This is a genomic window from Nocardia sp. NPDC101769, assembly GCF_044766925.1.
Classification (GTDB): Bacteria; Actinomycetota; Actinomycetes; order Mycobacteriales; family Mycobacteriaceae; genus Nocardia.
In genome coordinates this window covers 62,192-84,930 of record NZ_JBIWMX010000029.1, presented here as the reverse complement: position 1 = coordinate 84,930, position 22,739 = coordinate 62,192, and the positions used below count along the sequence as shown (strand labels likewise).

General features: G+C 67.4%; 26 protein-coding genes. 8 read left to right on the top strand and 18 right to left on the bottom strand.

Annotated features, from left to right (window positions below):
* Positions 1 to 2 precede the first annotated feature (2 nt).
* Both ACIRRA_RS34485 and ACIRRA_RS34480 read left to right on the top strand, forming a co-directional pair.
* Entirely contained in the window at positions 3 to 1,070 is a 1,068-nt protein-coding gene (locus tag ACIRRA_RS34485; RefSeq protein WP_402776918.1) for an alcohol dehydrogenase catalytic domain-containing protein, read from the top strand.
* Positions 1,071 to 1,308: 238 nt separating this feature from the next.
* Positions 1,309 to 2,157, top strand: a complete 849-nt coding sequence (locus ACIRRA_RS34480) for a ParA family protein (protein ID WP_402776916.1) — start codon at positions 1,309 to 1,311, stop codon at positions 2,155 to 2,157.
* On the opposite strand, the gene ACIRRA_RS34475 is transcribed toward ACIRRA_RS34480, so the two are convergent.
* Positions 2,130 to 2,663: a hypothetical protein gene (locus ACIRRA_RS34475; protein WP_402776914.1), complete on the bottom strand. Its 534-nt coding sequence runs from the start codon at positions 2,661 to 2,663 to the stop codon at positions 2,130 to 2,132. The genes ACIRRA_RS34480 and ACIRRA_RS34475 overlap by 28 nt on opposite strands.
* Before the next feature lie 112 nt (positions 2,664 to 2,775).
* On the opposite strand from ACIRRA_RS34475, the gene ACIRRA_RS34470 reads away from it, so the two are divergent.
* From ACIRRA_RS34470 to ACIRRA_RS34460, 3 genes are read left to right on the top strand one after another with little or no spacing between them, the layout of a single operon-like run.
* Entirely contained in the window at positions 2,776 to 3,540 is a 765-nt protein-coding gene (locus ACIRRA_RS34470) for an ATP-binding cassette domain-containing protein (protein WP_402776912.1), read from the top strand.
* The gene (locus ACIRRA_RS34465; RefSeq protein WP_402776910.1) at positions 3,537 to 4,520 is read left to right on the top strand and encodes an ABC transporter permease; all 984 of its coding nucleotides are present in this window, start codon (positions 3,537 to 3,539) and stop codon (positions 4,518 to 4,520) included. The genes ACIRRA_RS34470 and ACIRRA_RS34465 overlap by 4 nt, the downstream gene beginning before the upstream one ends.
* 28 nt (positions 4,521 to 4,548) lie before the next feature.
* Positions 4,549 to 5,529, top strand: a complete 981-nt coding sequence (locus tag ACIRRA_RS34460) for an ABC transporter substrate-binding protein (protein WP_402776908.1) — start codon at positions 4,549 to 4,551, stop codon at positions 5,527 to 5,529.
* 59 nt (positions 5,530 to 5,588) lie between these two features.
* On the opposite strand, the gene ACIRRA_RS34455 is transcribed toward ACIRRA_RS34460, so the two are convergent.
* From ACIRRA_RS34455 to ACIRRA_RS34445, 3 genes are all read right to left on the bottom strand, one after another.
* Complete coding sequence (locus ACIRRA_RS34455) at positions 5,589 to 5,870, bottom strand: hypothetical protein (protein WP_402776906.1); 282 nt, start codon at positions 5,868 to 5,870, stop codon at positions 5,589 to 5,591.
* A gap of 160 nt (positions 5,871 to 6,030) precedes the next feature.
* Complete coding sequence (locus tag ACIRRA_RS34450) at positions 6,031 to 6,918, bottom strand: alpha/beta fold hydrolase (RefSeq protein WP_402776904.1); 888 nt, start codon at positions 6,916 to 6,918, stop codon at positions 6,031 to 6,033.
* Between the two features lie 344 nt (positions 6,919 to 7,262).
* Complete coding sequence (locus ACIRRA_RS34445) at positions 7,263 to 8,228, bottom strand: NAD(P)/FAD-dependent oxidoreductase (RefSeq protein WP_402776902.1); 966 nt, start codon at positions 8,226 to 8,228, stop codon at positions 7,263 to 7,265.
* 82 nt (positions 8,229 to 8,310) lie between these two features.
* On the opposite strand from ACIRRA_RS34445, the gene ACIRRA_RS34440 reads away from it, so the two are divergent.
* Entirely contained in the window at positions 8,311 to 8,895 is a 585-nt protein-coding gene (locus ACIRRA_RS34440) for a helix-turn-helix domain-containing protein (RefSeq protein WP_402776900.1), read from the top strand.
* 27 nt (positions 8,896 to 8,922) lie between these two features.
* On the opposite strand, the gene ACIRRA_RS34435 is transcribed toward ACIRRA_RS34440, so the two are convergent.
* From ACIRRA_RS34435 to ACIRRA_RS34410, 6 genes are all read right to left on the bottom strand, one after another.
* Positions 8,923 to 9,546 carry a TetR/AcrR family transcriptional regulator gene (locus tag ACIRRA_RS34435; protein ID WP_402776898.1) on the bottom strand — a complete coding sequence of 208 codons (624 nt, stop codon included), beginning with the start codon at positions 9,544 to 9,546 and terminating at the stop codon, positions 8,923 to 8,925.
* A gap of 100 nt (positions 9,547 to 9,646) precedes the next feature.
* On the bottom strand, positions 9,647 to 11,143 hold the full coding sequence (locus ACIRRA_RS34430; RefSeq protein WP_402776896.1) for a flavin-containing monooxygenase: 1,497 nt from the start codon (positions 11,141 to 11,143) through the stop codon (positions 9,647 to 9,649).
* Positions 11,140 to 11,997 carry an SDR family NAD(P)-dependent oxidoreductase gene (locus ACIRRA_RS34425; RefSeq protein WP_402776894.1) on the bottom strand — a complete coding sequence of 286 codons (858 nt, stop codon included), beginning with the start codon at positions 11,995 to 11,997 and terminating at the stop codon, positions 11,140 to 11,142. The genes ACIRRA_RS34430 and ACIRRA_RS34425 overlap by 4 nt, the downstream gene beginning before the upstream one ends.
* On the bottom strand, positions 11,981 to 12,244 hold the full coding sequence (locus ACIRRA_RS34420; protein ID WP_402776892.1) for a hypothetical protein: 264 nt from the start codon (positions 12,242 to 12,244) through the stop codon (positions 11,981 to 11,983). The genes ACIRRA_RS34425 and ACIRRA_RS34420 overlap by 17 nt, the downstream gene beginning before the upstream one ends.
* Positions 12,241 to 13,602, bottom strand: coding sequence for a cytochrome P450 (locus ACIRRA_RS34415; protein ID WP_402776890.1), 1,362 nt, complete (start codon positions 13,600 to 13,602; stop codon positions 12,241 to 12,243). The genes ACIRRA_RS34420 and ACIRRA_RS34415 overlap by 4 nt, the downstream gene beginning before the upstream one ends.
* A gap of 157 nt (positions 13,603 to 13,759) precedes the next feature.
* A complete protein-coding gene (locus tag ACIRRA_RS34410; protein ID WP_040863528.1) occupies positions 13,760 to 14,044 on the bottom strand; it encodes a hypothetical protein in 285 nt (94 codons plus the stop codon).
* A 175-nt stretch (positions 14,045 to 14,219) separates the two neighbouring features.
* On the opposite strand from ACIRRA_RS34410, the gene ACIRRA_RS34405 reads away from it, so the two are divergent.
* A complete protein-coding gene (locus ACIRRA_RS34405) occupies positions 14,220 to 14,348 on the top strand; it encodes a hypothetical protein (protein WP_402776888.1) in 129 nt (42 codons plus the stop codon).
* A 12-nt stretch (positions 14,349 to 14,360) separates the two neighbouring features.
* Here the strand turns inward: ACIRRA_RS34405 and ACIRRA_RS34400 are convergent, their stop codons facing one another.
* Positions 14,361 to 15,827, bottom strand: a complete 1,467-nt coding sequence (locus ACIRRA_RS34400) for an alpha/beta hydrolase (protein WP_402776886.1) — start codon at positions 15,825 to 15,827, stop codon at positions 14,361 to 14,363.
* Between the two features lie 196 nt (positions 15,828 to 16,023).
* On the opposite strand from ACIRRA_RS34400, the gene ACIRRA_RS34395 reads away from it, so the two are divergent.
* Positions 16,024 to 16,425, top strand: a complete 402-nt coding sequence (locus ACIRRA_RS34395; RefSeq protein ID WP_402776884.1) for a hypothetical protein — start codon at positions 16,024 to 16,026, stop codon at positions 16,423 to 16,425.
* Positions 16,426 to 16,432: 7 nt separating this feature from the next.
* On the opposite strand, the gene ACIRRA_RS34390 is transcribed toward ACIRRA_RS34395, so the two are convergent.
* The 7 genes from ACIRRA_RS34390 to ACIRRA_RS34360 all read right to left on the bottom strand — a co-directional run bounded on the left by ACIRRA_RS34390 (position 16,433) and on the right by ACIRRA_RS34360 (position 22,696).
* A complete protein-coding gene (locus ACIRRA_RS34390) occupies positions 16,433 to 17,512 on the bottom strand; it encodes a calcium:proton antiporter (protein WP_402776994.1) in 1,080 nt (359 codons plus the stop codon).
* A gap of 276 nt (positions 17,513 to 17,788) precedes the next feature.
* Positions 17,789 to 18,673: an ectoine hydroxylase gene (gene thpD, locus ACIRRA_RS34385; RefSeq protein ID WP_402776882.1), complete on the bottom strand. Its 885-nt coding sequence runs from the start codon at positions 18,671 to 18,673 to the stop codon at positions 17,789 to 17,791.
* 9 nt (positions 18,674 to 18,682) lie between these two features.
* On the bottom strand, positions 18,683 to 19,072 hold the full coding sequence (locus tag ACIRRA_RS34380) for an ectoine synthase (protein ID WP_402776880.1): 390 nt from the start codon (positions 19,070 to 19,072) through the stop codon (positions 18,683 to 18,685).
* A 1-nt stretch (position 19,073) separates the two neighbouring features.
* Positions 19,074 to 20,348, bottom strand: coding sequence for a diaminobutyrate--2-oxoglutarate transaminase (ectB, locus tag ACIRRA_RS34375; RefSeq protein WP_402776878.1), 1,275 nt, complete (start codon positions 20,346 to 20,348; stop codon positions 19,074 to 19,076).
* Positions 20,345 to 20,881, bottom strand: coding sequence for a diaminobutyrate acetyltransferase (gene ectA / locus ACIRRA_RS34370; RefSeq protein ID WP_402776876.1), 537 nt, complete (start codon positions 20,879 to 20,881; stop codon positions 20,345 to 20,347). Before ectA ends, ectB begins: the two co-directional genes overlap by 4 nt.
* A gap of 105 nt (positions 20,882 to 20,986) precedes the next feature.
* Positions 20,987 to 21,712: a response regulator transcription factor gene (locus ACIRRA_RS34365; RefSeq protein WP_402776992.1), complete on the bottom strand. Its 726-nt coding sequence runs from the start codon at positions 21,710 to 21,712 to the stop codon at positions 20,987 to 20,989.
* Positions 21,713 to 21,997: 285 nt separating this feature from the next.
* On the bottom strand, positions 21,998 to 22,696 hold the full coding sequence (locus ACIRRA_RS34360) for a L,D-transpeptidase (protein WP_402776874.1): 699 nt from the start codon (positions 22,694 to 22,696) through the stop codon (positions 21,998 to 22,000).
* Between the last annotated feature and the right edge of the window lie 43 nt (positions 22,697 to 22,739).

Sequence of the window (22,739 nt, the reverse complement as noted above, 5' to 3'; positions counted from 1 at the left end):
CCATGCGCGCCACACAGTTTCTGAACGGGCAGTTCTCCCCCGCCGAGGTGGCCGAGCCGCCCGCGCTGGGTCCGGGGCAATTGCGGATCGCGGTGGCCGCGTGCGGCATCTGCGGCAGCGACCTGTCCATGTCGAAGGATCCGTGCCGGTTCGTGCAGGTGGCGGTGGACAGCGGGTATCCGCTGGCCACCTTCGACACCGAGCGACCGGTCGTGCTCGGGCACGAGTACGCCGGGACCGTCACCGAAATCGGTGCCGGGGTCACGGATTTCGCGGTCGGCGACCGCGTCGCGGGGATCGGGCTCGCGACCGAGGCGGCGACCGGCATTCCGACGATCATCGGGTACTCGAACGACTATCACGGGGCGTTCGGCGAGAGCATCGTGGTGGACGCGTTCTGGGTGCGGCACGTGCCCGAGGGGCTGTCGCTCGAACACGCGACGCTGGCCGAGCCGCTGCACGTCGGTGAGATGCACGTGCAGCAATCCGGTCTCACCGCCGAGGATTCGGCGCTGGTCATCGGGTGCGGCACCATCGGGCTGGGCGCGATCATCGCGGCCAAGGCGCACGGGGCGCGGCTGGTGGTGGCCTCGGAACCCTCGCCCAAACGGCGGGAGCTCGCGCGGGCCGTCGGCGCGGACATCGTGGTGGATCCGAACGAGCAGGATCCGATCGAGGCGTGGATGACGGCGGTCGCGCAGGGCGACAGCGTGGTAGGCCAGTCCGGCACCGGCATTCTCATCGCCTATGAATGCAGCGGGCGCGCAGGGACTATCGGCACGCTCATGCGGACCATGCCGTTCAACTCGCGGATCCAGGTGCTGGCGGCGCCGTTCGCGGACGAGACGATCATTCCGGTGGTCGGGCAGTTCCGGCGGATCGCAGTCAATTTCGGGCACGGGCCGTACGAGAACGCCTACGACATCACGCTGGAACGGCTGGCGTCCGGGGCGATCGACGCAGAGGCGCTGATCACCGGGCGGGTCGGGCTGGACGGGGTGGCGGATGCCTTCACGGCGCTGCGGAATCCGGAAGAGCACGTGAAGATCCTGGTGCTGCCGGATCACTGAAGGTGATATGCCCGGTTCATCCAGGTTTGGTGTGGCGGGTGGCGTGGCTATACCCCGTCAGCCCGCCACACCACTGTTGGGCTAATGACCAGCATGTGTCGGGCTCCACCGTTGTCCGACATGCTGGTTCATCGCCCGGACGGTGAAAATTACTGGTAGATCGTCGCACTTGCCGACCTGCGAAAGGACTCCGGAGCGGGTCCGACCGATCCGCCACGTGACAGGCTAGGCTGGCGAAATGTCGGCAAACAATGCTGTTGAGGAGGCCGGGGCGACCGGAGGCGTAGCCCAGGTGATTGCGCTGTGCAATCAGAAGGGCGGCGTCGGGAAGACCACCTCGACGGTCAATCTGGGTGCCGCGCTTGCCGAGTGCGGGCTGCGCGTGCTGCTGGTGGACCTCGATCCGCAGGGGGCGCTGTCGGCGGCCCTGGGCGTCGCGCACCACGATCTCGAACTCACCGTCTACGACCTGCTCGGGCGGTCGGCGCCGCCGATCGACGACGTGCTGATCAAAACCGGCGTCACCAACCTCCATCTGCTGCCCAGCAATATCGATCTGTCGGCGGCGGAGATCCAGCTCGTCAACGAGGTGGGTCGAGAGCATTCGATGCGCCGGGTGCTCGATCCGATCCGGGATCGCTACGACTACATCCTCATCGACTGCCAGCCATCGCTGAGCCTGCTCACCGTGAACGCGCTCGCCTGCGCGGACGGGGTCATCATTCCCATGGAGTGCGAGTACTTCTCGCTGCGCGGGCTGGCTCTGCTCAACGACACCATGGAGAAGGTGCGCGAACGGCTCAATCCGCGGCTCCAGCTGTCGGGCATCGTGGTCACCATGTTCGATCCGCGGCTGCTGCACTGCCGGCAGGTGCGCGACCGGGTGGCGGAGACGTTCAGGGCGGAGCTGTACGACACGGCGATCTCGCGGACGGTGCGGTTCCCGGACTCCACCATCGCGGGTGAGCCACTCACCACGTGGGCACCGAAATCCCGTGGCGCGGAACAATATCGAGAGTTGGCGCGGGAGTTCCTGAAGCGTTCGGGGCGGCCGATGGGTCAGCTCGCTATGTCCACGATGCAGTAGCCCTGGGCCGCGGCGCGCAGGGTGAAGGTGAGCACGGTGGTGACGGCGGAGGAATTCGTCACCGGGACGGTCACGGCCGCGCCCGTATCGCCGGTTCGGGCGGTCATCCGGTCGGCGTCGAAGGCTGTTGTGCCGGTGAGCCTTCCGGGGTTGTTGGCCAGGGTCGAGCCCGCGCAGATGAGGGGGTACTTGCCCTCGGTGTCATCGGGCTGGAGCGGCTGCCCGATCCAGCGGGCCAGGTAGCGGCGGACCGTGTAGCGGGCGTCGTCCTCGGTGAAAGCGGGCTGGGCGGGGGCTGATTGCGGCGGCGCCGTGGTGGTCACCGGCGCGGGGGTGGCAATAGCCGTCTCCGAGGTCGTGCCCAGCGTGTCGAGTGAACCGGTCGGCACAGGGCGCGCCTTCTCGGAGGAGTGCGCGGTGTGCGGAGTCTGGCCACAGCCGACGGCCAACGCGCACAGCACCACAGCGGGGAGCACCTTAAATGCGCGGAATCCAAGGCGGGTCACCGATCCCACGATAGCGGTGTTTTCCATATCCGCCCCGACGCGACGAGATCATCAGTACGCTCGGTGAGCGGACCGGACGTCCGCTCAGTCGATGTCGCCGGGGTGATCGCCGATGCCAGCCGTGGTTTTGGAAGCCGAAGGGCTTCAGAAGCGGTACGGCGGTGTGGAGGCATTGCGCGGGGCCGGTTTCCAGGTCGGTGCGGGCGAAGTGGTGGCATTGATCGGCGACAATGGCGCCGGGAAATCCACACTGGTGAAATGCCTTTCGGGGGCCGAACAGCCCGACGGCGGGCGGATCCTGCTGGATGGCAAGCCCGTTCGGATGGCGTCGCCGACCGCGGCGCGACGGCTCGGGGTGGAGACGGTCTACCAGGATCTGGCCGTGGCCCCCGATCTCGATCCCGCCGCCAATCTCTTCCTCGGGCGTGAGTTGCTCCGCAAAGGGCTGCCGGGGCGGCTCGGGATGCTCGATCGCAAGGCCATGAGAACGCAAGCGGCCGAGCACTTTCAACGACTCGGCGTCGTGCTGCCCCGTGCGGATGTGCCGATCGGGTCGCTGTCGGGCGGGCAGCGGCAGACGGTCGCGGTGGCGCGGGCGGTGATGTGGGCCAGCCGGGTCGTCTTCATGGACGAGCCGACCGCGGCGCTGGGCGTGGTGCAGCGGGAGCGGGTGCTGGATGTCATTCGCCGCGTGCGCGATCAAGGCATTGGGGTGGTGCTGATCAGCCACAATATGCCGGAAGTGCTGGCTGTCGCCGACCGTATCGAGGTGTTGCGGCTGGGGCAGCGGGTCGCCCGCTTCACGGCCGGCGATGCCACGCTGGAGCAGTTGGTGGGAGCCATGACCGGCGCGCTGACGACGGAGGACGAGTCATGAGGCGGCTGGCAGGGACCGGCACGTTCTGGATCGGATGTGTGCTGGTCGTGCTGTACGCCGCGTTCAGCATCGTGCGGCCGGACGCCTTCCCGACGCGATTCACGCTGCAGACCTTGCTGATCGAGACGTCGGTACTGCTGGTGCTGTCGATCGGAATGACATTCGTGATCGTCACCGCGGGCATCGATCTGTCGGTGGGGATGGTGCTGATCTTCTCCGGTGTGCTGGCGGCCAAGACCATGGAGTGGCTCAGCCCCGGCGAGGACGCGACACACGCGGGCTGGGGCATCATTCTGCTCGGGCTGGTGATATCGCTGGCGGGCGGGGCGCTCTGGGGACTGGTGAACGGAATTCTGGTGGCCAAGGCCAAGATTCCGCCGTTGATCGTGACGCTGGGATCGTTCGGGGCAGCGCTGGGTGCGGCGCAGTTGATCACCGGCGGGGTCGATACCCGCACGGTTCCCGGAAAGCTGCGTGACTCACTGGGTTTCGGCACCATGCTGGGCGGGATTCCGGATCTGGTACTGGTGGCGGTCGCGGTGACGGCGGTCGGCGCCTGGCTGTTGCACACCACTCGATTCGGCCGGTACACCTTTGCGATCGGGTCCAGCGCGGAGGCCGCGCGGCGGGCTGGGATCGGGGTCACGCGGCATCTGATCCTGGTGTATCTCATGGCCGGAATGCTGTCGGGCCTGGCCGGTTTCATGAATCTCGCGTATTTCGGGACCACAACGATCGCAGGCCACGGCACCGACAATCTCGATGCCATCGCGGGGGTGGTCATCGGCGGGACCAGTCTGTTCGGCGGGGTGGGGTCGGTGCTGGGCACCGTGATCGGGGTGTTCATCCCGTCGGTTTTACGCAAGGGCTTCGTCATCGCGGGGGTGCCGGTGTTCTGGCAGCCCATTGCGGTGAGCGTCGTGCTCGTGGCGGCCGTGTGGTTCGACCAGATCCGCAGGCGGTCCCGGGACCGGAAATAACACAACGCAGTTCGAAGGTGAGGGCCTGATGATGAGGACCGGTGGACGGGCGGCCGTAATGGCCGGCGTAGTGGTGGCGGTGGCCGGACTACTGGCGGGATGCGGTGGCTCGGTGAGCAATTCGGGCAAGGTCGACGCGAAGAAGCTGGTGCTGATTCCCGGCGTCGCGAACGAGCCCTTCTACATCTCGATGCAGTGCGGCGCCCAGGACGAGGCGAAGAAACTCGGGTACTCCCTGGACACCCAGGCCCCCACCCAATTCGATGCCTCGCTGCAGACGCCGATCGTCACCGGCGTCATCGCCAACAAACCCGGCGCGATCCTCATCGCACCCACGCACGCCCAGGCCATGGCCAGCCCGATCAAGCAGGCCAAGGACGCGGGTATCAAGGTCATCGAGGTGGACACCGCGCTCGAGGACACCTCCATCGCCCTGTCCTCCATCTCCTCGGACAATGTGAAGGGCGGGCAACTGGCCGCGGTCACCCTCGCGAAACTGGTGGGCGACAAGGGATCCGTGCTCGTGATCAACACCAAGGCCGGCACCTCGACCACCGACCAGCGCGCTCAGGGCTTCGAGGACGAACTCAAACAGAACCACCCGGGCATGTCGTCACTGGGCGTCCAGTACAACAACAACGAAGCCGCCCAGGCCGCCTCCATCGTCACCGCCACCCTCGCCGCCCACCCCGACCTGGCCGGCATCTTCGCCACCAACCTCAGCTCCGCCGAAGGCGCAGCCACCGGCCTGCGCAACGCCGGCAAACTCGGCCAGGTCAAAGTCGTGGGCTTCGACGCCAGCCCCAAACAGGTCCAAGACCTGAAGGACGGCACAGTCCAAGCCCTGATCGCCCAAAACCCCTCCGACATAGGCGAACAGGGCGTAGACCAAGCCGACGCCGCCCTCCAGGGCAAGCCGGTGACCCGCACGATCCAAACCGGCATGATCGCCATCACGGCCGACAACATGTCGACCAACGAGCAGTACTTCTACAAGAGCAAGTGCTGAGCGGACCTCACCGTATTCCGAATACGGTGCGGAGCAGACTCAGCCCGGTAGGGCGCGAATCAATCCTTTTGGCGCTCGACACGATGCGACAAGCGCTGGGCGAAGGTTTCCGTCCACACGGCCGATTCCGATTCGTCCGGGAGCTCGGCGGCGCGTCTGCCCGCCCGCGGACTGCCCGCGCGCCCACCCTGTTTCACGCCGCCGGGCCGGGCCTGCAATGCCAGAACCCGCACGCCCCACGACACGTAAGCCTCTACGCTCATCCCCGCGCATTCCGCCGCATCGCGCAACGTGAGCCAATCATCCTCACCCACCGTCACCACAATGTCCCTGCTCGACATAACGATCAACGTTAGACCTTGCAGACCGTCCAGACCCGTTGGTGGCCTGCAAATATCTCGTTCAGCCGCTGATCGCCCTGTCCGAACAGTCAACTAATTTTGTTGCAGCCGAGCGCATCACGCTGAAGTGGGCTCCCACCGACCGGTCCGAGAAGCTCGCTCAGCTTTGCGACGCGTGTCGCTGGATGAGTTCGTATACGGGGTCGGGGTCTTCTATCTGAGGGTAGTGACCCAGACCCGGCAGTCGAGTTACCGGCGTGTTCGGCCTGAGGTTCAGAACTGCTTGCAGTACGGCCTCGGTGCAGATGGGATCCAGACCCGCCCAGCCGAGTTCCAGCGCGCCCAGCCAGGTGCGTATTGCGTTGTGCCAGCGCGTGGAAGTCGGGGGTGTGACGCGTTCGCGGTTGTAGTAGATGAGTTTGTCGAGCATGCGATGACCGTCGTTGTGGGACAGCAACGACCACTGGTCGGCTGCCTCCTCAGCGGTGAGGGGATGCGCCGCGGAGAAGATACTGCCGAACGAGCGACGGAAGTAGAATTCGCTCGTCACTCGGGTGACGAGCGGGCCGAGCCGGCTCAGCAGGAGTTTCTGTCCGAGCAGCAGGCTGGCCTGTTCGCGGACCAGGCTCGCATTGAACAGCAGAGCCGATTTCAGCGTGAACGACAATGTTCCATCGATGTCGCGGGCGAGGAGTTCGGTGGCGACCGAGCTGCCCATGTCGTGGGACACCATGACGATGGGTTCACCCATGTACCGCTGCGCGAGTTCCTCGGCGATATCGGCTTGAATTCGCAACGAGTACTGCATATCTCGTGGCTTGTCGGACAGTCCGAAGCCGAGGAAATCGAAGGTGAGCAGGCGGTGGCCGTCGATCGAGTCGAAGGCGTGCCGCCAGTCGTAGGAGCTGGACGGGTAGCCGTGCAGGAGCACCAGCGGCGGCAGGTCCGGGGAGCCTTCTCGTTCACGGACGAAGATCCGGTGGCGTCCGACCTGTTCGAAGGTGCCCGATCGCTGCCAGGCCGCGACGCGTGGGGTCAGGTCCGCCATCTCTACCCTCCTGTGGGCGACAGCCGTCGGTTCGCCTTCACCCTAACAAATTGCACTGTCCATGCAGATTGTTTGCCGGGGTGAACGGGCCGATTCCCCACCTGCAACCGCACCATCGCCCGCTACAGCCTCTTCCTGGAGTCCATCGCCCACCCAGAACTCCGCACCCCCATAGCGACCGCCCGCACAACCATCACCCCCTGGATCACCCCTGGCTCCAGCACCTCGGCTCAACCACCCCCACAACCGACTGCCGAACACTCCTCGACCACCTGGACGGCCTCCACGAAATAGCCTCTCCCACGGCTGGTGCCGGACCGGCGTGGGCCGGTCCGGCCGGATGGTCAGGCGGTGGCCAGGGCGCGGTGAGCTTCCACTGCCAGACGGGTTTCCTCGGTTACCAGGTCGGCGTTGATGTGGGCACCCGCCATGGCACCGGCGGCGGCGGAGTTCCCCACCTGGGCGGAGATGTCGGTGACGTTGCCTGCGGCCCAGACGCCGGGGATTTCGGTGCGGCCGGTGGGGTCGGCGGGGATGTATTCGCCTGCGCCGCTGGGGTGCGAGCTGGGTGTCAGGCCGAGATCGGCAAGGAAGGCGGTGCGGGCGACCATGCGGGTGGGGGCGGCCAGGACCTCGCGGGGGACGATGATGCCGTCGGCCAGGCGGACACCGGAGATTCGGTCGGCCGCGATCTGCACGGCGGCGACCTCACCGGTGACGACGCGAATTCCTCTGGCCGCCAGCTGTTCCGACTCCTCCTCGGTGGGAGGGGTGTTGGTGTGGGCGAAGTAGACGACGTCGTCGCTCCACTGGCGGAAGAGGAGGGCGAGGTGAATTCCCATGGGGCCCAGGCCGAGGACGCCGATCGGGCGGTCCCGGACCTCCCAGCCGTGGCAGTACGGGCAGTGGATGACATCGTGGCCCCAGCGCTCGCGCAGGCCCGGGATATCGGGGAGTTCGTCGACCAGGCCGGAGGTCACCAGCAGCCGGCGGGCACGCACAGACTGCCCGTCGGCCAGGGTGACGACGAATTCCTCACCGTCCCTGACGATTCCGGTCACCTCGCCCGGAATCACCTGTCCGCCATAGCCGCACACCTCTTCGCGCCCCCGCGCCAGCAGTTCTGCCGGCGGCACGCCTTCGCGGGCGAACAATCCGTGCACCCCGTCCGCAGGCGCATTGCGCGGGCTGCCCGCGTCGATCACGACCACCGAGCGCCGCGCTCGGGCGAGCATGAGCGCCCCGTTCAGTCCGGCCGCGCCGCCGCCGACCACCACCACGTCATAGCTGCTGTTCAGCTGATCGGTCATTGATGACCACCTCCTGCCCAGGACCATGCTGGCCATATCGCGATCCTGGCAACCCTCTTTGCCGATATGGCAAACTGAAGTCATGACCGAGGATATCGACAGAGCCCTGGAAGGGGTCGGACCGAGGCTGCGTGAGCTGCGCAAACAGCGCGAGACCACACTGGCCGAGCTGTCCGCCGAGACGGGCATCTCGGTGAGCACGCTGTCCCGGTTGGAGTCCGGGGCGCGACGCCCCACCCTGGAGCAACTGCTCCCCCTGGCCCGCGCCCACAACGTCACCCTCGACGAACTGGTGAACGCCCCGCTCACCGGCGACCCGCGCGTGCACATGCGCCCGATCAACCGGGGCGGCATGCAGATGCTGCCGCTGACCCGCCGCGTCGGCGGCATCCAGGCCTTCAAGATCGTGCTGGGCCCGAAATCCGGTCGCACCGAACCCAATCCGCAGACCCACGAGGGCTACGAGTGGCTCTATGTCCTCAACGGCCGGCTCCGGATGATCCTCGGTGCGCACGACCTGATCCTGCACCCGGGCGAGGCCGCCGAATTCGATACCCGGGAACCGCACTGGTTCGGCGCGGCCGACGACGAACCGGTCGAATTCCTCAGTCTCTTCGGCAAACAGGGCGAGCGGGCCCACTTCCGTGCCCGCCCCAAGGGAGACTGACGGGCCCGCCCCGGGAGAGACCGACGGCTATCCCTGATACCGCGGCCCGACCAGCGCGAGCGCGGTTTCGACTGCCACATCGATGATTTCGGTGATGTCGCGCCCGTCCTCCACGGTGGAGGCGATGAGCTCCCGGAACCCGCCGTAGAGAATCGTCGCCATCTGCCGCGTCGGCGGATGCAGTCCGGCCGCCTGGAATCCCGCTGTGGCGGTGAGGTCCTGGATCAGCGTGATGAACGATTCCGCGGCGTCCCGGTGCAGTTGCCGCGCCCGCTCCCCGAGCGCCGGGGTGTCGCGGATCCAGGCCAGGGTGATGCAGGTGTCGTCGCGCGAGGCCCCGATCCATGCCTCGATCGCCTGATGGATCTGGGTATCCCAGGGCGCGGTCGCGTCCACGGCCGCGTAGATCTGCTGGACGGTGTCGTTGTTGCGTTCGGTGAGCATGGCCACGAAGCAGTCCTGCTTGTCGACGAAGTGCTCGTAGAAGGTCCGCCGGGAGGTCCGCGCGAGGCGGACCACATCGGCCACGGTGGTATCCCGGTAGCCGCGCTCGCGGACCGCGTCGGCCATGGCATCCAGCAGTCGCCGCCGGAACCCGGAGTCGGTGGCGGGTTCGGCGCTGTCGGCGGTGTCGACGCGGGTCACGAGCATCAGCGTAGTTTCTCCGATCTCGGTGAGCATCGCGGCGTGTCGGTGTGTTCGCGGCGGTATCGCTCGTGCCCGGTCAGGCGGCGGTGTCACTGACACCCGGTCAGGCGGTGACCTGTTCGGGACCGCGTTCGGCCGCGGCGGCGGTGTGAGCCGGGCGGCGGCCGAAGCGGATGGTGCCGTCCTCGATTCGCCCGTGCCGCAGGGTGATCACATCCTGGGCGTAGTTCATGCCCAGCCGCCACGGCGCCCGCGATCCGGCCTTGGGGAAGCGGTCCATGGACCGCAGCACGTAACCGGCCTGGAAATCCATCAGCGGCGTGGTGGTCACCGCCGGATCCGGCCACGGCGTGGCCTGGGCGTACCCGTGAATGTCCATGTGCCGCAACAACCGGCACACGAACTCCGCGACCAGGTCGGCCTTGAGCGTCCAGGACGCGTTGGTGTAGCCGATGGTGAAGGCGAAGTTGGGCACGCCGCTGAGCATCATGCCCTTGTAGGCCATGGTGTCCGGCGGCTGGATCTCGCGCCCGTCGACGGTGAGCCCGATGCCGCCGAGGGCGAGCAGGTCCAGCCCGGTGGCGGTCACCACGATGTCGGCAGGCAGCTCCTCCCCGGATTCCAGCTTCACCCCGTCCGCGGTGAACCGCTCGATGCGATCGGTCACCACCGAGGCCCGCCCGTCGCGGATGGCGCGGAACAGATCCCCGTCCGGGACCAGGCACAGCCGCTGATCCCACGGGTTGTAGGCCGGGTTGAAATGCGTGTCGACGTCGTAACCCTCGGGCAGCTGCTTGATGGTCAGGTCCCGGAAGAACTTGCGCATCATTTGCGGCCGCCGCTGGCTGAGCTGATAGATCAGCGTGCCGACGGCGACGTTCTTCCACCGGGTGATGGCGTAGGCCCGCCGCGTCCCGAACCATCCGCGCAGCTTGGTGGCGATGGCGTCCACGCTGGGCGCGGACATGATGTAGGTCGGCGACCGCTGCAGCATGGTCACGTGCCCCGCGTTCTCGGCCATGGCCGGCACCAGCGTGACCGCGGTCGCCCCGCTGCCGATCACCACGACACGCTTTCCGGCGTAATCGAGTTCGGCGGGCCAGTGCTGCGGGTGCACGATCTGCCCGCGGAAGTCGTCGATTCCGGCGAACTCGGGGGTGTAGCCCTCGTCGTAGCGGTAGTAGCCACTGCACAGGTAGAGGAAGTCGCAGGTGATGGTCGAGGTCATCCCGTCGTGTTCGAACCCGACGGTCCAGCGCGCCTCCTCCGACGACCAGGAGGCCCCGGTCACCCGGTGCCCGTAGCGAATTCGCCGATCGATCCCCGCGTCGGCGGCCGTCTGGCGAATGTAGCCGAGAATGGCGGGCCCGTCCGCGATGGCCTCCGTCGCCACCCACGGCCGGAACCGATACCCCAGGGTGTGCATATCCGAGTCCGACCGTACCCCGGGATACCGGAACAGATCCCAGGTCCCGCCCATGGCCTCGCGCGCCTCGAGAATGGCGTAGCTGCGTCCCGGGAACGCGTCCTGGAGATGATGTGCCGCCCCGATGCCCGACAGTCCGGCCCCGACGATCAGCACGTCCACGTGTTCGGTCATTGCTTCGCTCCCTTCGCGGCCCGGGCGCGCACCAGGCCCATCACGACCGACAGCACGTCGAAATAGTGCGTCGGGGTCACCCGTGCCAGCGTGTCGAACAGGTAGGCGTCGGGTCCGACGAGAATGCGCGCCTTGCCGCGTTCGACTCCGCGGCAGATGATTTCGGCCGCCTGCTCCGGCGTGGTCATGGTCATGGCCTCGAATTCGGCGGCCATCTGCTCGTGAGTACGGCCCCTGCCCTCGGGATCCTTGCGCACCCGGCCGTTGCGGGCGATATTGGTCCGGATGCCGCCGGGATGCACGGTCACCGCCGAGACGCCCGTGCCCCGAAGTTCCTGCCGCAGTGCGTCGGTGAACCCGCGCACCGCGAATTTCGCTGCGCAGTAAGCACTCTGATAGGGCATCCCCGCCAGCCCGTACACGCTGGAGGTATTGACGATGGCACCGCTGCCCTGCTCGACCAGGATGGGCAGGAACGCGCGCGTCCCGTTCACCACCCCGTCGAAGTTGATCTGCCGCAACCATTCGTCGTCCGCGGGCACGCTGTCGAGCACCGAGGAGGACACCGCCACCCCGGCATTGTTGAACACCGCGGCCAAGGGCGCGGGCAGCCACTCGCGCACCTCGTCGGCGAAGGCCAGCTGATCGGCCGCGTCGCGCACATCCAGCACGCGGGTCAGCACCGGCCCGCTGAGGGATGCCGCCGTCTGCTTCAGTCCCTCGGTGTCGATATCCGCGATGGCCACCGGTGACCCACGGCGAGACAGCAATTGGGCCAGTCCCCGCCCGATTCCGGAGGCCGCACCGGTGATCATGACCGGGTGGCCGGACAGCGGCCTAGAGGTTCGGGGCATCGGAACTCCTGGATTCGGCGGTGCGGATGTGCGAGTCGATGAGGTCGGCGAAAGTCGGCCAGAGTGCGGCGGGATTGTCGAACCGCACCACGTCGTATCCGCGCACCACCAGCTGCGCGATCAGCCCGTCGTGCCATTCGTGTTTCTGCTGCCCGAGCCCGGCGATCAGCGGCAGCGGCACGCCCGATCCCTCCCGCTCGTAGGTGAGGGTGATCCCCCGCCCGACCTCGGCCACCCGCTCGCTCATGCGGTCACCTCAGCGCCACACTCCACACCGGTTTCGGCGGCCTCGGCCACCGGCGGCCGTGGTGCCCGCCGATACACGACGGCCCGCCCCTTCTTCGCCGGAACCAGTGCGACACCGCGGAAGTGCGCGCGCTCGTCGGGCGCGTCGGTGGTCTCCAGTGTGAAGTCCCGCAACAGCACCCGCAGCACCACGTTCATTTCCATGGTGGCGAAGGCCGCACCGATACACCGGCGCGCGCCGCCGCCGAACGGAATCCAGCTGAAGGTCCCCGGCCGGGCGCCGACGAACCGATCCGGATCGAAATCCCGTGGGTTGGTGAACAATTCCGGATTGTCGTGCATGAGCCGGATGCTCACCATCACGTGCTGCCCGCGCGCCAGCGTCCACCGGCCCAGTTGTAGCGAGTCCGTCCGCACCTTGCGCGCGGTGGCGTCGATGACCGGCCGTACCCGCTGGGTCTCCAGCAGTGTCGCCTCGCGCAGCGCGGACCCGCCCGCGTCGTTCTCCTCGACCAGGCGGCGCAGGATGTCCGGATGCCGCCGCAGCCGCTCGACGGTCCAGGCCAGCGAGGTGGCGGTGGTCTCGTGCCCGGCGGTGAGCAGGGTGAGCAGTTCGTCGGCGATCTCGCTGTGTGTCATGGCCGAACCGTCGTCGTAGCGGGCTTGCAGCAGCATGGCCAGCACGTCGTCACGCTCGCTCAGCTCCGGATCGGCGGCCGCGCGCCGGATGAGCCGTCCGACGATCTCGTCGTACCGCGTGCGGTAGGCGGCGAACCGCGCCCACGGCCCGAAGCGCCCGAACAGCCTGCGCGGCACCGGAAGTGCCGCCAGCGCCGACCCGACCAGCACCAGTTTCGGGAGCAACGCCCGCAGCTGGTCGAATTCCGCGCCCTCCGCGCCGAAGACGGCGCGCAGGATCACGTTCAGGGTGATCCGCATCATCGAGTCCATGGTCGCGAACTCGCGCCCCGAAGGCCAGCCGGCCATCTCCCGGACGGCCTCCTCCTCGATGAGCGATTCGTAGACCGACAGCCGCCGCCCGTGGAACGGCGGGGTGAGCAGCTTTCGCTCCTTGCGGTGCTCCTCCCCGCGCAGCGCGAAAAGCGAACCGGGGCCGAGGAATTGGCCGAGGTTGGCGTCGATATTGTCCACCAGATCGGTGTGCGTGGTGAACAGCGCCTTGACCTCGGCCGGTTCCGACAGCACCAGCGTGGGCCCGAAGCGGGGCATCGCGACCATGAACGCCGATCCATAGCGCTGATGTAGGCGACGCCAGGCCCGGGTGCGGCCGGCCAGGATCTCGATGCCCTGCACGAAGGCCGGCGTGGTTGGTCCGTCGGGCAGTGTCACTGTGGTCATGCGCCATCTCCCAGCCTGGTACATCCGCGTACCATCAGCACGGTACGCGCCTGTACCGACTGTGGCAAGGGTCACGTTCCGGACGGGAGAGGGCCGCGTGGCAGCCCTCAGCGAGTCCGGTCGGAGTGACGAGCTGAACGCCGGCCGCAGCGGATGACTACAGCGCCGCCCGCAACGGGTGAGCGGGATCGAAGATCGAGATCGGCGGGCCCTCCCCCGCCGGATGCACCTGGAGCTTGCCGGTGTCGTCGATGAGGATGCGCCGCCCCGGATATGTCCGCCGAGCGATCTCCACGTCGCGTTCATCGAACTGGTCACAGCCGGTGAAAACCAGTACGCCGTAATGCAACTCGGTGGCGTACACACTGGCCGGCCAACGATGTAGCCAGACGTCGAGATCGAAGAGGGCATCGGGTTTGGGCAGGTCAGTGCCGACCGTCATGCGGGCATAGTAGGCCCGCCTGCCCGAGTTCCGCACGCGCGCATCGGCGAGTCGCCGTATTGATCGCGTCGATGTTGCGCCGCGGGTCCGGATCCGGACTTCGCCATCGTCACTCCCTGGCGGCGGCACACCGGACAGGGCGGGTCTGATCATGGCCGCCCCGATCATCGCGCCGATGGCGGGGCAGATCCTCGAACAGCACCTGAAGGCGGAGCCCCCGGCCCGGCTCGAAACAGTCACGCCGGCCGCCGCCCGCGAGCTCTACGGCCGTCGCGGGCACCGAACCGTCCCCGCCGCAAGCTGATTCGACGCGACCTCATCGGCAGGTGAGGTCCTGATCCGGACGCGTGCCGTCGCGCAGGAAACGCTCGACGGCATCGTTCGCGCAGGCGACCGGCGAGGGATACACGCCGTGCCCGCCGCCGTCGACCGCCACCATCCGGGCGCGGTCACCGAACGCCTGCCGCAAGCGCAGCGCGCCGCTGTACGGGGTCGCCGGATCGCGGAGATTCTGCAGCAGCAGGATATTCGACGGTCCGGACGCGGTCACGACCGTGCGCGGCGCGACCGGATACGGCCAGAACGCGCACGGGGAGAAGCCGCGCGACATGCCCGCGGTGAGCGGGTATCGGGCTCGATCCGCGGCGACGGCGGTCGCATAGTCGTCCGCCGACGTCGGCCAGGCCACGTCATTGCACAGGGTCGCCACCATGACCGCGGTCGACGCCTGGGCCGCCGGCTCCGGCGGGGAGAGCCGCGCGGCAGGCAGCGCGTCCGACCGCTGCGCGGCATTGATCACCTGGGCGACATAGGGAAACCGCTGATCCCTGTACAGTCCGTCGAGCAGGATCTGCCGTAATCCGTTGCCGCTCAGTACCGAGGTTTCAGAACCTGGCCACGACAAGGGCGCACGATCCAATCGCGCTGCCAGCATGAGGAACTCGTCCCGCACCGCCTCGGGCGTCTGCGCGACCCGATCCGGGTTTCCCTCGGCCGCCGCCCACCGCGCGAAGTCCGGAAACCGATCTTCGACCCCGACCGCGTAATTCGCCAGCCAGTTCCGCTCGACCCGATCGGGATCCGGATCATCACTGCTGTCCAGCAGGATCCGATCCGTACGATCCCCGAACAGCGTGGCGTACACCGCCAGCGCATACGTCCCATACGACGTTCCCCACGCCGCGATCCGCTGTTCCCCCAGCGCTTCCCGGATCCGGTCGATGTCCCGGGCCTCGGTCCGGGTCCCGATCGACCGCACCAGCGCACCCCCATCCCGCACGCACGCCTCGGCAACCCGCTGCTCGACCGCCACATTCTCCGCGATCCCCCCGTCGGCGTCCGGCCACGGGCGCAGCCGCTCCGTCGCAAGATCCTGCCGCGCGATATGGCAATTCGCCGCGGCGCTCGCTCCGAGCCCGCGCGGATCGAAGCCGATCAGGTCGTACTCGTCCCGCACCGACTCCGGCAGCGTCCGCCCCGCCGTGGAAGGTAGGTTCAGCCCGCCGCTACCCGGCCCGCCCGGCACGAGCAGCAGTACCCCACGTCGATGCTCCGGATGCGCACTCCGAATCCGCGACACCGCAAGGGAAACCCGCTCCCCCTCCGGATGCCCATAGTCGAGCGGCACGGACACCGTCGCGCACTCCTGCCGCGAGTCGGCACCCGGGCCCTGGCACGCGGCCCACTCGATCCCCGAGCTCGAATCCGACCGGCACCCGACGAGCATCGACGACACGACCACCGCGAGCCCCACCGCCGCCCCAACGCGAATCGTTGTCTTCACACCGCCGAAGGTAGAAACCCCGAACACTCACCCGCGTCACCCCACGGTGCCACCCGCCACTCCCCCGGCAGGACTATCGGACAGCCGGCGGTCGTGATCTTGGGTGAAACGCCAGTGTTGCGCGATTGAACGTAATCGACCGAGTTCGATAGGCTCGGGGTTTGGCATGCGGGCCGATCGAGCCGAGGGTGATGCGATGAGGCAAGCGTTCGATGCTTGGAAGCGGGCGGTGACCCGGGGGGCCAGTACCCGGGCCATTGCGGAGAAGCTGGACAGCAATGGGCCCAGGATCAAGCGGCATTTGGAGGAGTCGGATCCGCCGGTGGCGGATACGGTGATCGAGCTGGCGCGCGCCTACGGGGTGAATCCGGTGGAGGGGTTGATCGCGGCCGGGCTGATCACGCGCAGCGATGTCGATCGTGCTGCAACGAGGGACGCCCTTGCCGAGGTGCCCATGTTGCAGTTGCTGGAGGAGGCCGTGGAGCGGGAGCGGCGGGCCGTGCGGCGGCGAGCGCCCGAGGGTGAGCAGGCGGCGGACAGCGAGGAGCGCCGGAGCCGGCGGTTCCGGCGCAAGGTCGGCGAAGGGCCGGCGGAGTAGGCGTTTCCTACGGCGCGACCGCGAGAAAGCCGAACGCCGCGAAGAGCGAGAGGTGGACCGTACCCTGCAACAGGGTGGCGCGGCCGGGCACCACGGTGAGCATGCCGACGACCACTGTTATTGCCAGCAGCACCATTTCGGTCGCGCCCAGGCCGAGCAGCAGCGGGGTGTCCAGCCAGATCGAGGCGACCGCGATGGCCGGGATCGTGAGGCCGATGCTGGCCATGGCCGAGCCCAGCGCCAGGTTCAGACTCACCTGCACCCGTCCGCCTCGCGCGGCACGCAGCGCGGCCAGTGCCTCGGGCAACAGGACCAGCAGCGCGATCACCACGCCGACCGCGGAACGCGGCAGACCCGCTGCGTCGACACCGGATTCGATGGCCGGAGACACCGCCTTCGCCAGACCGACCACGCCGACCAGGGCGGCGATCAGCAGCCCGCCGCTGGTCCACGCGCGCCGCGCACTCGGCCGCTCCGCGTGCTCGTCCTCGTCGTCGGTCCCCGGTTCCACCGGGAGGAAGTCCTCTTTGTGCCGCACGGTCTGCATGGCGATGAAGCAGCCGTAGAGCACCAGTGAGGCGACAGCAGCGAAGGCCAGCTGGGCGGGCGAGAAGTGCGGCCCGGGTTCACTGGTCGTGAAGGTCGGCAGCACCAGGCTCAGCGTGGCCAGGGTCGCCACCGTGGCCAGCGCCGCACCCGTGCCCTCCGCATTGAAGACCGCGACCCGCCGCCGCAACGCCCCCACCAGCAACGCCATCCCGAAGATGCCATTGCAGGTGATCATGACCGCTGCGAACACGGTGTCGCGGGCCAGCGGCGCGGCCTTGTCCCCGGCCGAAACCATCAGCGTCAGAATGAGTCCGACCTCGATGACGGTCACCGCGATGGCCAGCACCAGCGCGCCGAACGGCTCGCCGACGCGATGCGCGACAACCTCGGCGTGATGCACCGCGGCCAGTACCGCCGCCAGCAGGAGAGCGAATATCGGGATGTCGGCCAGCAGCGACAATTCCCGGCCCCACACCGCGGCGAGCATCACCACCGCGAGCAGGGGAACGATTACGGTCCAGCGAATCTTGTCCAGCAGCAAGGGTTCCCTCAGTGGTCACGGGATTCGACGAGCGCGGAAATCCCTCGGACGCAGCCGAATCGACCGGGCACGCGCCGGTCGCCCGGCGCGTGCCCGATGTTCGACTCACGTCAAACCATAGAGGTATTATGCAACGTTCCGCAATCACGATGAACCATTGTCGTTCCATCGAGCGTGGTCAGCTCGCACATATCGCCAGCTCAGGCTGGATATCCGCGAATAATGTGATCGCAACCATATGGAACGACATCGGCATACGAACCGGACCCCCGATCACACCAGGGGCGTGAAGTCCCGGCTCGCGAGGTACTCCGGCCGCGGGTGCGGCGCGGCATAGGGATCGAGCAGCGTGTTCTCGACACTGTTGAACACCAGGAACAGATTCGAGCGCGGGAACGGCGTGATATTGCCCGCCGACCCGTGCATGAGATTGGAGTCGAACAGCAGCGCCGATCCCGCCCGCCCGGTGAACTGCGTAATGCCGTGCTTCCCAGCCAGATCCGTGATGGCCGCCTGTGACGGGACGCCGATCTCCTGACCGCGCAGGGAAACCCGATGATGATCGGCCGGCGTCTCCCCCTGACAGGGGACGAAGGTGCGATGCGAGCCCGGCATGACCATGAGGCTGCCGTTGAACGGGTAGTTGTCGGACAGCGCGATGGACAGGCTCACCGCGCGCGGCGTCGGCATACCGTCCTCGGCGTGCCAGGTCTCGAAGTCGGAGTGCCAGTAGAAGCCGGCGCCGGTGAAGCCGGGCATGTAGTTCACCCGGGTCTGATGCAGATAGACCTCGGAGCCGAGAATCTCGCGCGCCAGACCCGCAATCCGGTCCTCACGCACCAGATCCGCGATCATGGCACTGAGCCGGTGCACCTCGAACAGGGAGCGCACCCGGTGCGACTCGCGCTCGATGATCACGCGCTCGTCCAGCACGAGGTCGGGATCGCCGGTCAGCCGCTGGATTTCGGCCGCCACCTCACCGACCTCGTACGGATCGAGCAGGCTGTCGACGACGGCGTAGCCGTTGTCGTCGAAATCGGCGAGGGCATGGCTGCCGATCTCACCCCACACCGTCGGGTCGTCACGCTCGATCGGCGGGGTGCCCACCACCGTGCGGGTGCGATAGCGATCGATTCTTCCGTTGTCGGACACAGTCATTCGAAGCTCCTAGTCGGCGGCGACGAGCGGGTACACACCGTTCTCGTCGTGCACCTCCTGCCCGGTCACCGGCGGATTGAACACGCAGAGCATGCGCATCCGGGTACGGGCGAGGAGGCGGTGCCGTTCGTGGCCGTTCAGCAGGTACATCGAGCCGGGGCCCAGCTCGTAGGTGGTGCCGTGATCGAGATCGACCAGGGTGCCCTCGCCCTCGACCAGCCAGACGGCCTCGATGTGGTGCCGGTAATGGAACTCGTGGACGGTCTCGGCGTCGATGGTGGTCTCGTGGAACGAGAACCCGACCCGGTCGCCGCCGAGCACGATGCGCTTGCTGCGCCAGCCCGGGCCCGCGACATCCCGATCGGTGCCGGTGATCTCGGCCGTGGTGCGCACGATCATGTCAGCGCCCCCGCCCGCCGCAGACGGTATCCAGTGAGGCGGCCAGCAGCTCCAGGCCGTGATCGAGCTCGTAGTCGGTAATGGTCAGCGGCGGAAGCAGTTTCACCACCTCATCGTCTGGACCGGAGGTTTCCACCAGCAGCCCGCGCTGGAAGGCGGCGGCACACACCTTCTCCGCCTGCGAGGCGTCGTCGAAGACCAGGCCGTGCACCAGACCGCGCCCACGCGCGCCGATACCATCGAAGGCCGCGGACATGCCTGTCAGCGCACGGTCGATGCGCTCGCCCTTGGCCCGGGTGGCGGTCTCCAGGGCGTCGTCGGCCCAGTAATGCTCCAGCGCCGCACGGGCGGTGACGAAGGCCGGGTTGTTTCCACGGAAGGTGCCGTTGTGCTCGCCCGGCTTCCACAGGTCCAGTTCCGGCTTGAACAGCACCAGCGCCATCGGCAGGCCGTAGCCGCCGATGGACTTGGACAGCGTGACGATATCCGGTGTGATACCGGCCATTTCGAAGGAGAAGAACGGTCCGGTGCGGCCGCAGCCCATCTGCACGTCGTCGACGATCAGCAGAATCTCACGGGCGGAACACAATTCGGCCAGCTTGCGCAGCCACGGCACACTCGCGAGATTGACTCCGCCCTCACCCTGGACGGTTTCGACGATCACGGCGGCCGGGCTGTCCAGACCGGAGGAGGCATCGTCGAGGACGCGCTCCATCCATTCGAACGAATCATCCTCCCCGCCGGACAGATACCCGTCGAAGGGCATCGAGGTGGCGTGCTGCAGCGGCACACCCGCACCCGCCCGCTTGGCGGCATTGCCGGTGACCGACAGCGCGCCCAGCGTCATACCGTGAAAAGCGTTGGTGAAGTTGAGGATCTCCGTACGGCCGGTCACCTTGCGGGCCAGCTTGAGCGCGGCCTCCACCGCGTTCGCACCGGTGGGTCCGGGGAACTGCACCTTGTAGTCCAGGCCGCGCGGCTTCAGGATCCGGTCGCGCAGCGACTGCAGCAGATCACGCTTGGCGACGGTGGACATGTCGAGCCCGTGGGTGAGGCCGTCGCCCGCGATGTACTCGAGCAGCGACTGCTTCAGCAGGGGGTTGTTGTGGCCGTAATTGAGTGCGCCCGCTCCGGCGAAGAAATCCAGGTACTCCCGGCCGGATTCGTCGCGGAGCCAGGCTCCTGACGCGGTATCGAAGACCGTCGGCCAGGAGCGGCAGTAGCCGCGCACATTCGACTCGAGATCCGCGAAAACCGTCATATCGGGGCTAGTCATCGCCATTCCTCCTGAGTGGTGACCGGTGCGATGCGGTAGAGGTCCTCGGGCTGATGCCCGCCGGGAAACTGATCCGCCGTGAACAATGTGGTGCGGGTCAGGGCCGCGCCACGGCGGCGGGCCAGCGAGGCGAACATGGCGACCGAGGCCGGATTGTCGGGGGCGATGGTGGTCTCGAGCTGCGTGACTCCGCGCGCCCCGGCACTTTCCAGCAGCGCGTCGAGCATGTCCACGCCCAGGCCGTGCCCACGGTGAGGTTGATCGACCGCCACCTGCCAGACGAACAGGATGCGCGGCCACGCGGGCCTGGTGTAGCCGATGACGAATCCGGCTATCTCGCCGTCTATTTCAGCGACGATCGAGGTATCCGGGAAATCCCGGCACCACAGTAGATAGGCATAGCTGGAGTTGGTGTCGAGGACCCGGGAGTCCTCCGCAATACGCCACATTCGTGCGCCGTCGCCGAGCACGGGCTCCCGGAGCTGGATGGTTTGCTGGGATATCGCGTCAAATTTGCTGATTGGGATCTGCATGACCACTTCAGCCTGACGGCGAAGTTTTGAGGTCTTCCATGCGAACTCATTGCGATCTCATGACGATCCCATGACTCCGCGAGCCTCGCACACCCGCGAATACGCTCATCGCGGCATATCGAGGCGATAGCCGAGGCCGCGCACGGTCACCACGATGCGCGGCTCCGACGAGTCCGCCTCGATCTTCGTGCGCAGCCGGCGGACATGGACGTCGACCAGCCGCTCGTCACCGAAGAAGCCTTCGTCCCAGGCTCGTTCGAGCAGCAGGGTGCGACTGAGCACCCGGCCGGGATTGGCGGCGAGTTCGCACAGCAGGCGAAACTCGGTGATGGTCAACGGAATTTGCTCCTCGCCCCGGCGCACAACGCCACCATCGGGCGAAAGCACCAGCGGCGCAGCATCATCGGCGTCCAGAACGATCTCCACCGGTGGCTCGGCCGCCGGATCCTCGGGCAGCCCGCCCAGGTGCGGCCGCCGCCTCAGCGCCCGCATGCGCGCGCTGATCTCCTTGAGCTCGAACGGCTTGGTCACGAAATCATCGGCCCCCGCCTCCAGCGCCGCGACCACATCATGGGTGTCCGCGCTGGCGCTGACCACCATGATCGGCACCTGGTGCGCGCGCCGCACCTCGCGAATACAGGTGAAGGCGTCCATCTCGCCCACCAGCAGGTCCACGATCATCACATCCGGCGCGCCGTGATTGCGCAGCCGCTCCAGGGCCACCTCGGCCGCGCCTGCCTCGGCGACCTCGTAGCCCTCCCCTTCCATCGCCGCCCGCAGGGCGCTGCGGACCCGGTAGTCGTCCCCCACGATCATCAGGCTCGCGCCCATCATCCATATCCTTTCGTCCGAAGGACGCCCCGAACACGTCCAGCGGACAATCACCGAACTGCGGTGATCGCGTTCGACAAGGTCGAATACCCGAACCTTAGTTGAACGAAACATCCAGCTATCCCAGGTATGCGGGTCAATAGCTGATGCACATCACTCTGATTGCTACCGGTCAGGCGGGGTAAATACCGAATGACACCGCCGGGCGTCGGCATTTGCGCACGTCAAAGCCACTTCGGTCGCATTTGCGACATTGTGAGAACCTGCACAGAGGTTTTCGCCGGTTCAGGAGTTCGCCGGGCGATCCCGGACCTCGATATCGATGACCGGGCCCTGGGCGGGGTCGAGCCAGCGCATCACGCGGTCCAGATCCGCGCCTGGAAGGGCTACGCAGCCCGCGGTCGGGGTGCCGTCTCCGACATGGAGGAAGTAAGCCGAACCCGCGCCGGGGACGACCGGGGAGCGGTTGTAGTCGATGACTACAGCGTGGTCGTAGGCGGGACCGGCCGTACCCAGGTCCTCACCGGCGGATTCATCGAACGGGCAGGTGCCGGGAGCGCAGGAGTAGTGGGTGTTATAGAAGGGCGACCTGGTGTCGGAGACCCACCAGTCCGATGGTGTCACTCGGCGATACGGGAGTCTGGTGCCGTTGCTGGGAGAGATGCCGAAAGCTTCTGTCAGCGTCCAGATTCCGGCCGGGGAACGGGTGGCCGATTCGCTGGTGGGGCCGATGCCTTGCGCGCCTACGTCGGCGTGCAGGGGGCCTATCGCTCGAACCCATTGTGTGCCGTCGCGATCCCAGGCGGTGAGGGTGGCTGTGGTGGCGGTGGGGGAATCGGCGGTGACGGTGATGAGCTGATTGGCCGGGCCGGTGTACGTGGGCTGTTCCACCCGAGGCTCCGGGTGCTTCTGGGCGCAGCCGGCGGCGGCCAGGGCTATGGCGGCCAGGGCTGCGATCGCTAGGCGGGGGTGGGTTCGAGACATCGTGGTTGCCAGTTTGCCCGAGGTTGGGTGCTCGGGTCACCTG